The 16,310-nt window shown below is 33.5% G+C and carries 18 protein-coding genes and 1 tRNA gene; 4 read left to right on the forward strand and 15 right to left on the reverse strand.

What is annotated here, in order from left to right; all coding sequences use genetic code 11:
* From tpiA to ISP08_RS09905, 4 genes are all read right to left on the reverse strand, one after another.
* The gene (gene tpiA, locus ISP08_RS09890) at positions 1–762 is read right to left on the reverse strand and encodes a triose-phosphate isomerase (RefSeq protein ID WP_048792606.1); all 762 of its coding nucleotides are present in this window, start codon (positions 760–762) and stop codon (positions 1–3) included.
* Positions 763–832: 70 nt separating this feature from the next.
* On the reverse strand, positions 833–2,023 hold the full coding sequence (locus tag ISP08_RS09895; protein ID WP_195718525.1) for a phosphoglycerate kinase: 1,191 nt from the start codon (positions 2,021–2,023) through the stop codon (positions 833–835).
* Positions 2,024–2,153: 130 nt separating this feature from the next.
* Complete coding sequence (gene gap, locus ISP08_RS09900) at positions 2,154–3,161, reverse strand: type I glyceraldehyde-3-phosphate dehydrogenase (RefSeq protein ID WP_048792604.1); 1,008 nt, start codon at positions 3,159–3,161, stop codon at positions 2,154–2,156.
* 40 nt (positions 3,162–3,201) lie between these two features.
* Positions 3,202–4,230 (reverse strand): sugar-binding transcriptional regulator, encoded by a 1,029-nt coding sequence (locus ISP08_RS09905; RefSeq protein WP_195718526.1) that lies wholly within the window; start codon positions 4,228–4,230, stop codon positions 3,202–3,204.
* 313 nt (positions 4,231–4,543) lie between these two features.
* Here ISP08_RS09905 and ISP08_RS09910 point away from each other — a divergent pair, with 313 nt between their 5' ends.
* Positions 4,544–4,762: a hypothetical protein gene (locus ISP08_RS09910; RefSeq protein WP_195718527.1), complete on the forward strand. Its 219-nt coding sequence runs from the start codon at positions 4,544–4,546 to the stop codon at positions 4,760–4,762.
* A gap of 60 nt (positions 4,763–4,822) precedes the next feature.
* Here the strand turns inward: ISP08_RS09910 and ISP08_RS09915 are convergent, their stop codons facing one another.
* A complete protein-coding gene (locus tag ISP08_RS09915) occupies positions 4,823–5,500 on the reverse strand; it encodes a DUF4887 domain-containing protein (RefSeq protein ID WP_195718528.1) in 678 nt (225 codons plus the stop codon).
* A 255-nt stretch (positions 5,501–5,755) separates the two neighbouring features.
* On the opposite strand from ISP08_RS09915, the gene ISP08_RS09920 reads away from it, so the two are divergent.
* Both ISP08_RS09920 and ISP08_RS09925 read left to right on the forward strand, forming a co-directional pair.
* Entirely contained in the window at positions 5,756–5,941 is a 186-nt protein-coding gene (locus ISP08_RS09920) for a hypothetical protein (protein ID WP_195718529.1), read from the forward strand.
* Between the two features lie 137 nt (positions 5,942–6,078).
* Entirely contained in the window at positions 6,079–6,975 is an 897-nt protein-coding gene (locus ISP08_RS09925) for a TIGR01777 family oxidoreductase (protein WP_195718530.1), read from the forward strand.
* A gap of 31 nt (positions 6,976–7,006) precedes the next feature.
* Here the strand turns inward: ISP08_RS09925 and clpP are convergent, their stop codons facing one another.
* On the reverse strand, positions 7,007–7,591 hold the full coding sequence (gene clpP / locus ISP08_RS09930) for an ATP-dependent Clp endopeptidase proteolytic subunit ClpP (protein ID WP_048792598.1): 585 nt from the start codon (positions 7,589–7,591) through the stop codon (positions 7,007–7,009).
* 151 nt (positions 7,592–7,742) lie between these two features.
* On the opposite strand from clpP, the gene ISP08_RS09935 reads away from it, so the two are divergent.
* Positions 7,743–7,814 (forward strand) — tRNA-Arg (locus tag ISP08_RS09935).
* A gap of 167 nt (positions 7,815–7,981) precedes the next feature.
* Here ISP08_RS09935 and ISP08_RS09940 read toward each other — a convergent pair.
* The 9 genes from ISP08_RS09940 to hprK all read right to left on the reverse strand — a co-directional run bounded on the left by ISP08_RS09940 (position 7,982) and on the right by hprK (position 16,182).
* On the reverse strand, positions 7,982–8,191 hold the full coding sequence (locus tag ISP08_RS09940) for a hypothetical protein (protein WP_048792597.1): 210 nt from the start codon (positions 8,189–8,191) through the stop codon (positions 7,982–7,984).
* 178 nt (positions 8,192–8,369) lie between these two features.
* Positions 8,370–9,317, reverse strand: coding sequence for a DNA-binding protein WhiA (whiA, locus tag ISP08_RS09945; protein ID WP_048792596.1), 948 nt, complete (start codon positions 9,315–9,317; stop codon positions 8,370–8,372).
* Between the two features lie 48 nt (positions 9,318–9,365).
* The gene (locus tag ISP08_RS09950; protein ID WP_048792595.1) at positions 9,366–10,349 is read right to left on the reverse strand and encodes a gluconeogenesis factor YvcK family protein; all 984 of its coding nucleotides are present in this window, start codon (positions 10,347–10,349) and stop codon (positions 9,366–9,368) included.
* Positions 10,336–11,256 (reverse strand): RNase adapter RapZ, encoded by a 921-nt coding sequence (gene rapZ / locus ISP08_RS09955; protein ID WP_048792594.1) that lies wholly within the window; start codon positions 11,254–11,256, stop codon positions 10,336–10,338. Before rapZ ends, ISP08_RS09950 begins: the two co-directional genes overlap by 14 nt.
* 191 nt (positions 11,257–11,447) lie before the next feature.
* Positions 11,448–12,392, reverse strand: coding sequence for a thioredoxin-disulfide reductase (gene trxB / locus ISP08_RS09960; RefSeq protein WP_048792593.1), 945 nt, complete (start codon positions 12,390–12,392; stop codon positions 11,448–11,450).
* Positions 12,393–12,456: 64 nt separating this feature from the next.
* Positions 12,457–13,893 (reverse strand): tetratricopeptide repeat protein, encoded by a 1,437-nt coding sequence (locus ISP08_RS09965; RefSeq protein WP_195718531.1) that lies wholly within the window; start codon positions 13,891–13,893, stop codon positions 12,457–12,459.
* Positions 13,894–13,910: 17 nt separating this feature from the next.
* Positions 13,911–14,348: an acyltransferase gene (locus ISP08_RS09970; RefSeq protein ID WP_229294119.1), complete on the reverse strand. Its 438-nt coding sequence runs from the start codon at positions 14,346–14,348 to the stop codon at positions 13,911–13,913.
* A 56-nt stretch (positions 14,349–14,404) separates the two neighbouring features.
* The gene (lgt, locus tag ISP08_RS09975; RefSeq protein ID WP_195718532.1) at positions 14,405–15,238 is read right to left on the reverse strand and encodes a prolipoprotein diacylglyceryl transferase; all 834 of its coding nucleotides are present in this window, start codon (positions 15,236–15,238) and stop codon (positions 14,405–14,407) included.
* A complete protein-coding gene (gene hprK, locus ISP08_RS09980) occupies positions 15,235–16,182 on the reverse strand; it encodes an HPr(Ser) kinase/phosphatase (protein WP_048792590.1) in 948 nt (315 codons plus the stop codon). The genes lgt and hprK overlap by 4 nt, the downstream gene beginning before the upstream one ends.
* Positions 16,183–16,310: the final 128 nt, after the last annotated feature.

A 16,310-nucleotide genomic window follows, 5' to 3' on the forward strand; every position in this document is an offset into this window, starting at 1 on the left:
CTATTTCGCACCTTCTAACAATTGTACAAAATCATCGACTTTAAGTGATGCGCCACCTACTAATGCGCCATCGATATCTGATTCTGCCATGTACTCTTTGATATTATTTGGTTTAACACTACCACCATATTGAATACGTGTAGCGTCAGCAACTTCTTGGCTAGTAGCATCTGCAACTGTTTTTCTAACAAATGCACACATTTCGTTAGCATCTTTAGCAGTTGATGATTTACCAGTACCGATTGCCCAAACTGGTTCGTAAGCAATGATTACTTGTTTAAGTTGGTCGTCAGATAAACCTTCGATTGCTTTTTTAACTTGATTGCCAACAACTTCGTTAGCTTTGCCGCTTTCGCGTTCTTCGTCTGTTTCACCCACACAAATAATTGGTGTCATACCATGATTAAATACTGCGTGTGCTTTTTTATTAATTTCTTCATCTGTTTCATGGAAGATGTCACGACGTTCTGAATGTCCAATTACTACATATTGAACGCCTAAATCAGCTAATGCCACTGGAGATGTTTCACCAGTAAATGCACCATTGTCTTCATAGTAAGCATTTTGCGCACCAATTTTTAAACCTTGTGCTTTGCCATCTTTTACTAATGTTACTAATGCATCTAATTGGATTGTTGGTGCACAAATAACTGATTCTACTTCGTTTGTATCTGGTAATGCAGGTAATGCATTAACAAAATCTTTAGCTTCTTGAACTGTTTTATTCATTTTCCAGTTACCAGCAATAATAGGTTTTCTCATTATATTACACTCCTATAAGTTTGTTTATGTTCTTATCACAAGCATAGTTAATTCTTGTGGTATTATCAATTTATTTATCAGAGATTGATTCTACGCCAGGTAGTGTTTTACCTTCTAAATATTCTAATGAAGCGCCGCCACCTGTTGAAATATGACTGAAGTCATCAGCGTAACCTAATGAAATTGCAGCTGCAGCTGAATCGCCGCCACCGATAATTGTATTCGCATCTTTTAATTCAGCGATGGCTTCACAAATACCGATAGTACCTTTAGCAAAGTTACTTAATTCAAATACACCCATAGGTCCATTCCATACTACTGTATGCGCACCTTGTAATTGTTCTTTGAATAATTCAACTGTTTTAGGACCAACATCCATTGCTTCTTGATCAGCAGGAATGTCATCGACAGAAACAACAGTTATTTCAGCATCATTTGAAAATTCTTTCGCAACTTTACAATCTACAGGTAACACGATTTGATCGCCAGCGCGTTCAAGTAAATCTTTAGCAAAGTCAACTTTATCTTCCTCTAATAGAGATAGACCGATTTCCTTACCTTGTGCTTTAAAGAAAGTATAAGACATACCACCACCGATAAGTACTTTATCAGCAATGTTAAGTAAATTAGTAATAACACCAATTTTATCTGATACTTTTGCACCACCTAGAATAGCTACTACAGGTTTATCAGGATTTTCAACTACGCCACCGATATATTTAATTTCTTTATCCATTAAATAACCAGCTGCAGTTTCAAGATTAGAAGCGATACCTACGTTTGAAGCATGCTCACGGTGTGCTGTACCAAAAGCATCATTAACGAATACATCGCCTAATGAAGCCCAGTATTTACCTAATTCTGGGTCATTTTTAGATTCTTTTTTACCATCAACATCTTCGAAGCGTGTATTTTCTACTAAAAGGATTTCTCCTTCGTTTAAATCTTTGATAGCATTTTCTAATTGTTCTCCACGTGTAGTTGGAACAAATACGACTTCTTTACTTAATTTCTCAGATAAATCAGCAGCTACAGGTTTTAAGCTTAATGATGCTTTATCACTTTCTTCTTTAACTTTACCTAAATGAGAGAATAATACGATTTTACCACCTTGTTCAGCAATATATTTAATTGTTGGTAAAGCTTGAACAATTCTGTTGTCGTCAGTAATTTCTCCATCTTTCATAGGTACGTTAAAATCAGCACGTACAAGTACAGTTTTACCTTTCAAATCTAAGTCAGATACAATTTTTTTAGTCATCTTAACTTCCTCCTCTTTTGGGACAATAAAGTAAAAATAAGCGGAGAAGCGTTTGTGCTCCCCGCTTACTCCTAAGCTTATTAATAAAATTTAACAGCACATCGGCCTTGCTAAATTAAACTATTTTAACTTATTTAGCTTGTGATGCTAAGTATTCTAAAGTACGAACTAATTGAGAAGTGTAAGACATTTCATTGTCATACCAAGCCGCAACTTTAACTAATTGACGGTCACCAACAGTCATTACACGAGTTTGTGTAGCGTCGAATAATGAACCGTAAGTCATACCGATTACGTCAGAAGAAACGATTTCGTCTTCAGTGTAACCAAATGATTCGTTTGAAGCATTTTTCATTGCGTTGTTTACGTCTTCAACACTTACGTCTTTTTCTAATACAACTGTTAATTCAGTTAATGAACCTGTTGCAACTGGAACACGTTGTGCGCCACCGTCTAATTTTCCGTCGATTTCAGGAATAACTAAACCGATTGCTTTTGCAGCACCTGTTGAGTTAGGGATAATGTTTTCTGCTGCTGCACGAGCACGACGTTTGTCACCTTTTCTGTGAGGCGCATCTTGTGTGCTTTGGTCACCAGTGTAAGCATGGATAGTTGTCATTAAACCTTCAACTAAACTAAATTCATCATTTAACACTTTAGCTACTGGAGCTAATGAGTTAGTAGTACATGAAGCACCTGATACTACTGATTCTGAACCGTCTAATTCGTTGTGGTTAGTGTTGTAAACGATTGTTTTTAAGTCGCCTGTTGCTGGAGCTGAAATTAAAACTTTTTTAGCGCCTGCATCAATGTGAGCTGAAGCTTTATCTTTATCAGCAAATAAACCAGTACATTCTAAGACAACATCGATATCTAAGTCGCCCCATGGTAATTTAGTTGGATCTGGTTCAGAGAATGATTTAACTTCTTGACCATTAACGCGGAAGCCGTTTTCTTCAACTTCAACTTCTCCAGTGAAACGACCTTGCATTGTGTCATATTTTAATAAGTGTGCTAACATTTCGTCATCTGTTAAGTCGTTAACTGCTACTACATCGATTCCGTCAACGTTTTGAATTCTTCTAAATGCTAAACGACCAATTCTACCAAAACCATTAATTGCTACTTTAACTGCCATTATAATGGCCTCCTTTAAAATGAATATTTAAAAAGCTAAATTACTTTTTATTACTATGATTTGCTATTACTTGTGCCGCGCCTTCATCAGTAATTAAAACTGTGTTCTTAGGGGCAATAGAAAGATAGGCTTTTATCGCCTCACCTTTAGATTTACCCCCTGCGACGGCATAAATAAACCTTTTCGACTCAAGATCTTCTAATTGTAGTCCTATCGTTTTCACTCTATGGACTACATCGCCTTGTGCATCGAAATAATAACCAAATGCTTCTCCAACAGCATTATGATGTTGAAGTTTTGCAACTGTTTCTTCGGGAGATTGTCTTCTCCGAGCCATCTTCAGCGCATCACCTATGCCGTGAACTGTGATATTTGATTCTTTAATTTTTTCTAGCGTATGAATGACTGAAGGTTCATTTAACAATGTATGATACGTTGTTTCACTTACATTGTCTGGAACATATAACGTTGTATAATCGCCATTTGTTTGTTGTGCCATGCTAGCTGCAATCGTGTTAGCTTGATACACAACGTTTTCACCTAGGCCTCCACGCGCTGGAACAAAGAATACTTGATAAGGTTGCTTACCCATAGACTCACTTACGTAAGCCATTGTCGAACCACCCGTAACAGAAACTACCGAATTTTCGTAGAGACTGTTTTCCAGTAATTGACCAGCTTGACGTGCTATTTCAATCTTAACCGATTTTTTAGCATCTGAATCGCCTGGTATAACAAAAACATCTTGAATACCATAGCGTTCTTTTATCAGTTGCGCTAAATGTTGGTTATCAGCAAAGACATTGAAATAACTATTTAATTGTTGAAGTAAAACCTCTCCATCATGTGTTATTTCCATGCCAGTTGGTTTTACTTTAATTAATTCTTGCTTTTTTAGCACGTCTGTTTCAGACCTAAGCACACGTTCAGTCAAATCCATATGCTCGCTTAAACTACGTCTACCTACAGGTTGAGTTTTAGCAATAGTAGAAAGAATCGAAAAACGACGATATAACTTTTCAACAATTTCTGGAACTAACTTCTGTTGAATTTTCATCAATTCTTTCACTACTAACCTCCTCCGTTTCTTGTCAAAGGGTCAACTAACAACCATAGGTTGACGTTTTACGTCCCTTGTGGGACAAAAAAATATAACCTCTACATTTGCAATAGTACTACTATATATAAAAAATTGCAAGTATAAGCTTAGTTAGCTAACCACAATTTAAATTTTACTTTGCATTTAAAACTTAATGACTACATTATTAAATATTACCCCTAATACAAAATATTAATCATCATTTCAATTTTATAGTTTTGTTTAGTTGTTTAAGTTAAACTAACTATAATACTGCTCAGTATATTTTAAAGGTGGGACTTTAATGAACCAACAACATAAACAAGAAATTTTAGAACCTGGAGATAAGCATTATAAAGATAAAGAACATTTTTCAAACCAACAAAATCGCGACACTAAAAAAGGAAACATAAAAGTTTTTAATTGCGGATGCTTCCCGTTAAGTATCGGCTGTGTTGGTTTAATTATATTAATGATAGCAATTTTTCAATTTTTAAGTTATTTATTTTCTTTACTCTTTTAAAACTTTTAGGCAAAAATTTTAGGCTGAGACATATTTAAATGTCTCAGCCTATTTACTGTATTATTTGTCTTTATCTGATTGTTGTTTATCTTGAGAGGAATTTGAACTACTTTTCGGTTGTTCTGTTGTGGATTGCTCGGTTTTAGGTTGTTGTGTCTTTGGTTCCTCTGTTTTTGGTTCTTCTGTTTTAGGTTCCTCAGTCTTTGGTTCCTCTGTTTTAGGTTCTTCGGTCTTCGGTTCTTCGGTCTTCGGTTCTTCAGTCTTTGGCTCATCTGTTTTTTCTTCTGTTGTCTTTTCTTCATTTTTTTCTTCGGTCGTCTTTTCTTCTTTAGTAGGTCGTTCTTTTGTTTGTTGAGTAGACTTACGTGCTCTATTTTGCGTCGTTTGTTGTTGAGTTTGTTGTGTCTGTTGTGTCTGCTGTGTTTGTTGCGTTTGCTGCGTTTGCTGTGTTTGTTGAGTCTGCTGTGTTTGTTGCGTTTGTTTCTCAGACTTCTCTTTATCTTTTTTCTCTTTATCTTTCTTGTCTTTGTCTTTCTTTTCTTTATCTTTCTTAGCTTTTTCTTCTTCTTTCTGATGTTGCAGTCGTTCATTGGATTTATTTGAATGATCAACAAATGCAAAAATGGCAAAAGCTAAGCCACCTATTAATAGCAAAATAATTACAACACTAATTACTTTAGCCAAACCACTCATTTTTTTGTTTTGGTTATCATCAAAATTATTATTTTGATTCGACATAAACTTCCCTCACTTTGAAATCTCTCTAATTTATTTAAACTTACTACTTTATTACATTATGACATTATATTTTAACCTATTTACTGCAAAATTTGAATTAATTATTAAACAAACTACAAAATAAGTCATTTTTATCTATTTGAACTTTAAAGTTTTTACTTATGTTATTGCTATACTTATAGTAATCTAAATAGAGGAAATGTTTCAACATTTAATAGGTTAAATTTTATTATATTTATAGTTAAGGAGTATAACATGATGACAAAGCATGACCCTTTTGAAGAACTTGACGACGATAAAAAGCCTAAAGGACAATCGATTAAACAAATGATGTTAGAAAATGATCATTACGCCCCAAAGAAACACAGTAAGTTATCATTTGTCATCTTTATCATAACGCTACTAATTATAATATTCATTGTTGGTATGTTTATTATATAAATTTCATACCTTTATTATTGCAAGCAATATTTTATTAAAAAACAAATTTTAACGTCTTTTTTGTAAAATACGCTATACTAATTTATATACTCCACATTACAACGAAATTACCAAAATCATATACTTGAGGTGATACAATGAAAAATTATTTAATAACTGGCGGAACTGGCATGGTGGGAACTCAGCTAGTTGATGCAATTAAAGAGAGTGATGCACATATTACTATATTAACCCGTCAAGATAAATCAAGTAATCACCATAAAATCAGCTATGTTAATTGGTCTAAAGCAGGATGGCAATCTTTAGTTCCAGACATAGATATCGTAATCAATTTGGCTGGCGCGAGTTTAAATAAACGGTGGACTACAAAATACAAACAAACAATTATGCTAAGCAGATTACAATCTACACATGCATTATTTGAGCTATTCAAGGATAGAAGTTACAAACCTGAAGTTCTTTTTAATGCTAGTGCTGTAGGATATTATAAACCCGATTTACATCAAACATATACAGAACTATATCGCACATTACCTTTCGACTTTTTATCAGAAGTTGTCTATCAATGGGAACGTATAGCGAAACAATTTGAAACATTGGGTACACGTGTAGTGATTGGTAGATTTGGCATGGTATTGTCTAACGAAGATGGCGCATTACCATTAATGAAACTACCGTATAACTTATATGTGGGCGGCAAAATTGGCTCTGGTCGTCAATGGTATTCTTGGATTCACCTAGAAGACCTTACGCGCGCTATTCTATTTGTCATTAGCCATAACAAAGCTAACGGTGTATTTAATTTCACTACACCTATTGCCGAACGCCAAAATTTATTTGGTTATACACTTGGTCGTATTATGGATAAACCCCATTACACTTGGGTCCCTTGTACTTTAATACGCCTAGTTTTAGGACAAATGTCTACGGTAGTACTAGATACACAAAAAGTTATTCCTAATAAATTAGAAGCTCTAGACTTTAAATTCAAATTTAATAATTTAAAATTAGCACTAGAAAATTTAGAACAATAAATAAAAAACAGTCCTTAACAGGACTGTTTTTTTATGCTTCTGGTTCCATTACTTGGTCAACTAAGCCGTATTCTTTTGCTTCGTTCGCTGATAAGAAATTATCACGATCTGTATCTTTTTCAATTTGTTCAATTGATTGACCTGTACGTTCAGCTAAAATTTGATTTAATTTAGCACGTGTTTTTAAGATATGATTTGCTGCAATTTCAATTTCTGTTGCTTGACCTTGCGCGCCACCTAGAGGTTGGTGAATCATTACTTCAGCATTTGGTAAAGCAAAACGTTTACCTTTAGCTCCAGCTGCTAATAAGAATGAACCCATAGATGCTGCCATACCAATACAAATAGTTTGTACATCTGGTTTAATATGTTGAATTGTATCATAAATTGCGAAACCAGCAGTTACACTACCTCCTGGTGAATTGATATAAAGATAAATATCTTTATCAGCATCTTGTGCTTGTAAGAATAACAATTGAGATACAATTGAGTTTGCTACATTGTCATCGATTTGAGAACCTAACATGATAATACGGTCTTTTAATAAACGTGAGTAAATGTCATAAGCACGTTCACCACGGTTTGTTGTTTCTATTACTGTAGGAATTAAATTCATTCTGTTTCCTCCTTAATTATAACTGTTGAATTTATTTTAACTTAAAAGTCAAAAATGGTCAAAAAATAAACTCACCATTTTGAAATTCTTTTCAAACTCATCATTGACCAATACTTTGAACATTTGTAAACTATTGGTATTGTATATTTTACCCCTCGTAGTGTAATGGATAACACATAAGATTCCGGTTCTTAGAATAGGGGTTCGATTCCCTTCGAGGGGGTACTTGTTTTCATTCAACTTTCTTTATTTATTAAGTCATTATAGAACTTAAAGATTATGTTTTCAATTTTCCATAAAGAAAGTTGTTTATAAACAGATTTAATAAACGCCTTTTCACAAAAATAAGCCTCCAAATAAATTTGAAAGCTTACCTCATTTTAACTTTTATTAACCTTTATATTCTAATGCATCTATTTCATGTTTACGCATATTTGATCCTTTTTCATAGAGCGTTACGACTCCAATAATTAATACTACTATAGTGACTAAAAACAACACGTTTTTCTTATTTCCAAAATTCATTGCACCACTTAATATTAGTAAAAATAGCATAACAATGAATAGCATAAATGCTAAATACATAAATAAAGTACCCATATTCTTACTTCCTTCGTTCGATTAATTAATTTAAAGCATAACTTATTATGCTCCGCAAAATTAAATATCGCAATATAAAGTTTTACAATTTTATGCAACTTATTTTCTTTTAATATTAAGTAAAAAATGAGTTAGGCACAATTGCTTTATAGCCAGATATCCTATCATCAGTATTATTCTACAATGAATCTATATCTTCGCCATTTCTTATTTTGTCAGCCATTTCATTTAACTTTCGAAGACGATGATTAACACCAGATTTCGATATTGTGCCTGTTGATACCATTTCCCCTAATTCTTTCAAAGAAATTTCTTGATGTTCTACACGTAATTTCGCAATTTCTCTTAAGCGGTCTGGCAAGTTATCTAGGCCTATCTCTTGATCTATCAATCGGATGCTTTCAACTTGTTTCATTGCTGCACTTACAGTTTTATTTAAGTTCGCAGTCTCACAGTTAACAAGTCTGTTAACTGAATTTCTCATATCGCGGACAATTCTGACGTCTTCAAATTTAAGAAGTGCTTGATAACCTCCGATTAAACTTAAAAAATCAGATATTTTTTCAGCCTCTTTCAAATAGACAATGCTTCCTTTTTTACGCTCTAAATGTTTAGCATTTAATTCATAGCCATTCATTAATTTTGTTAGACCTTCTGAATGACTTTCATATAATGAAAAAATTTCTAAATGATAGGATGAAGTTTCTGGATTATTGACTGAACCTCCAGCTAGGAATGCACCTCTTAAGTAGCTACGACGCATTTCATCATCTTCAATGATAGCTTCGTCAATTTCATGCGTAAAAATACCATTTTTTAAAATGCCTAAGTCATCTAAAATTTCTTTAGATTTCATCTTAACTCTACATATATAGATATTATTTTTCTTTAATTTCATTTTTTTACGCACTAAAATTTCAACTTCAACATTAAATATCTTTTTGATTAATGAATAGATTCTTCTAGCTGTTGTGGCATTCTCTGTTTGTACATTAATTACAAATTGTTGATTAGCCAAACTAAGTGCACCATTCATTCTTATCAAGGCACTGAGCTCTGCTTTTGCGTTGTCTATATCAACTTCAATTCTCGTTAATTCATTTTTCATGTCTGATGCAAAGCTCATATGTACTCATTCCTTTTCTTTACTACAAATTATTTCTTATGCTACGCATCATTTACGTTTAAACTTAATTGTTTCCGTAGTATCTAATGCAATTTCATAAATCATTTTTGATAACACTTTGTTATTATGCCGCACGTAATGTTCAGATGAAATTTCTACTAAATTATCATGTGAAAACACTCTAATACCGGCTTTATCTAATTCTTCTTTATCATTTTGAACTGGGCTAGCGTTTTCTTTTTCATATCTGTCTAACACATCTTGATTAAATGTTTCCTCATTACATATCGCATAATCAATAAATTTTTTACCTACATGGTCATGAATAGCTTTAATATGATCATGTGCCGTATAATTATTTGTTTCTCCTGGTTGGGTCATAACGTTCGTTACATATAGTTTAGGTGCCGCACTATTAATAACCGCTTCGGCGATACCTTCTACGCATAAATTTGATATTACACTAGTATATAGAGAACCTGGACCTAGTACAATTAAATCAGCTTCTGATAAAGCTTCTAATGCTTCTGCCATTGGCTTTACATGTTTGGGTTCTAAAAAGACATGTTTAATCTTTTTGTTTTGTTTAGGTATATTTGATTCTCCATATACAATTTCACCGTCTTCCATAACAGCGTTTAATTGTACACTCGCATTGGTAGATGGTATAACCCTACCTTTAATATTTAATATTTTACTTAACTCTTTCACCGCATGTCCAAAATCATCTGTAATATTAGTCAACGCGGCAATAAGTAAATTCCCTAATGAATGCCCTTCAATTTGGTTCTCTTGAAATCGATATTTAAATAACTCTTCCAACATAGGTTCTGCTTCACTTAAAGCTGATATTACATTACGAATATCTCCGGGAGCCGGAATATTCATTTCGTTACGTATCTTTCCAGTACTACCACCATCATCCGCAACAGTAACGATTGTAGTTATGTCAATATTATAGTCTCTTAATCCACGTGCTAAAACTGATAAGCCAGTGCCGCCGCCGATGAGTACAAGTTTAATTTTTTCCATTTTTCTCGCCACTTTCAATATGTGCATCACGGTGATGTACATATACATTATAGTCAAAGCTTTCTCTTAATTCTTCACCAATTCTTTTAGCCAAAGCTACAGAACGATGTTGGCCTCCTGTACAACCCATAGCAATAACCAGCTGCGTTTTACCTTCTTTTTTGTAACCGGGTATCATGTATTTTAATAAATCGATTAATTTTTCGTAAAACGTTTCGGTCTCTTGCCATTTCATTACGTAATCGTAAACTGGCTTATCTTCACCGGTTAATGGTCGTAATTCTTCTACATAGTATGGGTTAGGTAAAAATCTAACATCAAACACTAAATCTGCGTCCATTTGAATACCATATTTAAAACCAAAGCTCGTCACATTGACGCTAAACGGTTCATAATTTCTACTATTAAAGTAATCATTGATGCGCTTTTTTAATTCTTTAGATGTGAAATAAGACGTATCGATAATATAATTTGCGCAACTTCTAATTTCTGTTAATAAATGTCGTTCTTCTTCAATTGATTCTATTAAAGAACGTTGTCCATTTTCATTTAATGGGTGTGCTCGACGCGTTTCTTTATACCTTGAAATTAGACGTTCTTCACTTGCTTCTAAAAAGATAAGATCTACTATCACGTCATTTTTACTTTTTATCTCATCTACTTCTTTAACGAAAGATTTAAATAACTCTTTACCTCGCAAATCAATAGCAATTGCCACTTTTTTTAACGAAGGATTACCTTGTTCCATTAACTCGACAAATTTTGGTAATAAGATAGGTGGTAGGTTATCAACACAAAAGTAATCAATGTCTTCTAAACTTTGAATAACAAGTGATTTCCCGGCACCTGACATCCCAGTAATTAATAATAATTCACTTTTAACACTTTCTTTTTCGCTTTTTTGCATCTTCTACTACACCATCCACTTAAGTTTTATTTTTTGTATATTACAAGATAAAAATTAATATGCTCTATCATGAAACATTTTACATTAAATACCGGTTTCGTCATAGTCTTATAATTACAAAAACAGCTAAGACAAATTAACCTACCAACTTATAGGTCAATTATCCTAGCTGTTATTTTATTGATATTAGATTAAACTTCCATTTTATCTTCTAATTCTTCGATATAAGCCTGTACACTTTGTGCTGCGATACTACCATCGCCAGTTGCTGTAACAATTTGGCGTAATCCTTTTTCTCTTACATCGCCAGCTGCATAAATACCTGGAACTGAAGTTTTCATATCATCATCAGTTAAAATGTAACCTACTTCATTAGTGATTCCAAGATTTTCAAATGGTGCAGTTAATGGTTTCATACCAATATAGATGAATACACCATCAGCATCTAAAGTTTGTTCCGTACCATCAATAGTAGAAGCTAAAGTAATTGAACCAACTTTACCGTCTTTGTCGTTGATTGTTTTAAGTGTATGATTCCAGATAAAATCAATTTTATCATTTTTGAAAGCACGATCTTGTAATATTTTTTGAGCACGTAGCTCATCTCTTCTGTGAACTACTGTTACGCTGTCGGCAAATTTAGTTAAGAAAGTACCTTCTTCAACCGCTGAATCACCGCCACCTATGACGAATAATTTTTTACCTTTAAAGAATGCACCGTCACATACCGCACAATAACTAACGCCTCTACCGCCTAGCTCTTGTTCACCTGGTACGCCGATTTTTTTATATTCTGCGCCTGTTGTAATAATCACTGCACGTGCAGTAATTTGACTATTGCCTAAATCAACAATTTTATAATCGCCTTTGTCTTCGACTGATTTAATATCACCATACTGATATTTTGCACCAAATTTTTTCGCGTGCTCAAACATTTTTGTAGATAAATCCGGACCTGTTACCATTTCAAATCCTGGGAAATTTTCTACTTCTTCAGTATTTGCCATTTGTCCGCCTGGCATACCTCTCTCAATCATAACAGTGCTTAAATTTGCTCTAGATGCGTAAACAGCAGCCGTCATACCTGCAGGTCCAGCACCTATAATCGCAACGTCATAATCCACTTGTTCAGTCATTTCATAGCCTCCTAGTTATTAATTCATTATACGAATTATATAGTAATTATTATATTCCTCAAAACTATATGCTTAACAGATAATCTATCGCTTGATTTAATCGATAACGTGAAACATCAAACCAATCCATTACTTGTTGTTTCGAAACTTTGTTATTGCTATTTTGATAATAGTTATAAACAAAAGCTGCAACGTAATGATTCACAGCAGTTAAATCTACATTTTCTGCGATAATTGCTTCTGCTTGATCAATCCATACAATAAACATTTCTTCGTCATCTTTCAAGCTTTCGATATTATAAAGTTGCACTAAGCCTCTATGCACGAAATCTAACTTATTTAATTTTAGATCTTGAATAAGATAAGTTAAATAAAGTTTTTCGTAATCATTCATACCTTCTAAAATCGACCAAATTTCTTCGGTTAATAGCACTTCTCTTCCTTTTAATTGATTGAGTAAAAATATACCGTAAATACGACGATGACTATCATCATTCAATAGCAAAGGTAAGATATGTTGATTAAAAAAGTTTTTGCTTTCTTCAATCTTCCATGGCGCATAACCTACATCAACTTTTGAAATTTCTTGTAGTTTTGACCAGAAGAATTCACTTTCTTCTCTCTGACCCAAATAGTAATAATTAAAACTTAATGCATTATACATTTGCAAAGATAAAAATTTACCTTTTTTGTATAGTGGCACGAGTAATCTTTGTGATGCGTTGTATTCTTTTAAATAACTTAATACGATACCAAGTTTAAACGTTTCGTCTTCATTCATTGGCATCACTTTACTTAACAACTGAATGTACTTCTGATACTTTTCTGTTTCATTAATATTATATAGCAATAAAGTATAATGACATAAAGCATGCATATCTGATTTATCTTCAGCAAGCAACGTTTCAAACATCTCTTTAGCAATATCATATTCACTTAAATATAAATAACACATTGCTAACAAGTTACGTACGATTCTATGTTGTTGAACTTCGTCCTGTTGGCGCTTAATATAATCTTTCGCTTCTGGTAATCTACCTTGCGAGAATAAATACTGAAAGATTAATTGCACTGCAAATAATTGACTTTCTAAATTTATGTCATGACCAGAATCATAAGATACTTCAAACATGTTCTCTAACTCTTCATGGTAAGCTTCATCTTCGGATATTAATACATAATTAATACCAAACAAGAAAGCCTTGTTTGGTTCATTCAGTTCGATGTTTAACTGACTTAATTGAAAGAAACTTTGCGCAACAAACTCGTCTTTGATGATGTATTCATAAAAAAGCGTTTCGGCTCGTTGACCAGCACCCATTTCTGATAAACATAATGCATAACTGACTGTTACTTCAAAATCTTGAGGTGACATTTCTAGCACTTTACCGAAGTATTCAGCAGCTTTTTTATATTCTTGCTGCTGTAATTTTTGATTTCCCATTTTTTTATAAAAATCCTCATCAAAGTTCATTGGGATTATGTTGTCATTTTGTGCCATCCATGTACACCTCCTTTTTATTTATCTCTTTGCCTAACAATTTGTAATGGATTACCATATGCTAATGCATTATTGGGTATATCTTTAGTGACGATACAACCTGCGCCGACTTTAACGTTGGAACCTATAGTAACACCCGGTAAAATCGTTACATTCGCACCTATCATCGTATTATTACCAATGCAAATCTTTCCAGTGCGAAATTCATCAACTAAAAACTCATGCGTTAACAATACTGTATTATAGCCAACAATACTGTTATGACCTATATAAATGTACTCAGGATACATAATATCAGGCACGACTTTATATGCAAAAGCAGTATGCTCACCAACAGTCATCTTTAAAAGATGCCGATACATCCATCTTTTTAACTTTAAACTAGGTAAATAACGACAAATCTCTATGACAATTGTCTGCTTTAAAACTTTAAATCTATTTACGTGCCGATACATAGACCATAGCGGGTTGATATTTGCGACACGTTGTTTGTTAATATTTCTCACTACAATCACTTCACTTTTGTTTTCGGCCAAGTCAATGGACCTGCTTCTTTATATTGCAATGGGTTATATTTTACTCTTCTATAAATTATAATCGCTATACCAATTATAACGAGTATGACAGACATCACTTGTGCTACTCTAATATGCTCAGTCAGCATTAGGCTGTCTGTACGCATACCCTCGACAAAAAATCTGCCAATAGAATACCAAATTAAATATAAACAGAATGTTTCTCCAATTTTCAAATGTTTACGTACAGTAATCAAAATAATGAAACCTAAAATATCCCAAACAGACTCATATAAGAAAGTAGGTTGATAATATTGTCCATCAATATACATATTTTTTATTATAAATTCTGGAATATGTAAATGTTCTAACGCAGCGCGAGACACAGGACCACCATGGGCCTCATGGTTCATAAAGTTTCCCCATCTACCAATACCTTGACCTAAAATAATACTCGGTGCGATAACGTCTCCAATTTGAAACGGGTTATAGTTTTTCATTTTACAAAGGATAACGCCTGTAGCAAAACCACCAATCAGTCCACCATGAATAGCAATACCGCCGTGCCAAATCATCGGAATCTCAATCGGATTTTGTATGTAGTAAGGTAATTGAAAGATGACAAAATAAATACGTGCTACGATAAAGCCAAAAATCGCACTCCAAAAAATAATATCCACAAGTGTATCTTTATCATAGCCGATGCGTTTGACACCAGCCTGTGCAATAAAATACCCAAGTAAAATACCTGCCGCAATAATAATGCCATACCATCTTATTGAAAGCGGGCCTAATTCTATGGCGACTGGATCAATATAACTTAACATCATTGAGGTAAATCTCCTTCGTTGTTTTTATTACTATTGCGCAATATTTCAGCGTTTAGTCTATCGTTAAACTCTTCTGCAGTATTAATGCCCATAATATTAAGTCGATAGTTCATTGCCGCCACTTCTAAAATAACTGCAACGTTACGACCTGGTCTTACTGGAATTGTTTTTTTCGTAATTTCATTATCTAAAATACGTAATGTTTCTTCATTTAGCCCTACACGATCATAAAGTTTATCTTTATGCCAATTTTCTAAATGTATATTTAAGCGAATTCTTTTTTCAGTCAGGATTGAACCTGCACCAAATAATGTCATAACATTGATAATACCTAATCCACGAATTTCTAAAAGGTGCTCGATTAATTTAGGAGGCTTACCAATTAATTCGTCTTTACTCACTTCTCGAATCTCAACATTATCATCAGCTACAAGTCTATGTCCTCTTTTAACGAGTTCTAAAGCTGTTTCACTTTTACCAATACCTGAATCGCCTGTAATCATAACGCCCACACCATATACGTCTACAAGTACCCCATGTAATGAAGTTGTGCGCGCAAGTTCATGTTCTAAAAATGTTGTTAAACGACTCATCAATTGTGTGGTAGCAACCGTAGACATAATGAGTGGCGTCTCTAATTCTTTTGCAGCCTCTATTAATTCTTCAGGGGGTTCTAAATCTCTCGTCACAATTATAGCCGGTGTTTCGGGGCGACATAACTTTCTCATTCTACCTTGGCGTTCTTCATCTGGAAGTAAATTATAAAAAGATAATTCAGTAGTACCTAATAATTGAATACGGTCAGATGCATAGTGAGAAAAGTAACCTGCCATTTCTAATCCTGGTCTAGAAATATCTGTATTTTTAATTTGTTTATTTAAACCGGCCTCGCCAGCTATCAGTTCAAGTTCAAACCGTTCCACTAGATCTTTAGTAGTTAACATAGGTTCACCTCAATAATATTTTTCCTATACGTATTATGTTCATATCATATCAAAAAGTTACTATTAAACATAATTTAAATATGTGTATTTTGTATGACTGCATACGTATTTAAATCATCTATTTATTA

Source organism: Staphylococcus lloydii, assembly GCF_015775975.1.
Classification (GTDB): domain Bacteria; phylum Bacillota; class Bacilli; order Staphylococcales; family Staphylococcaceae; genus Staphylococcus; species Staphylococcus lloydii.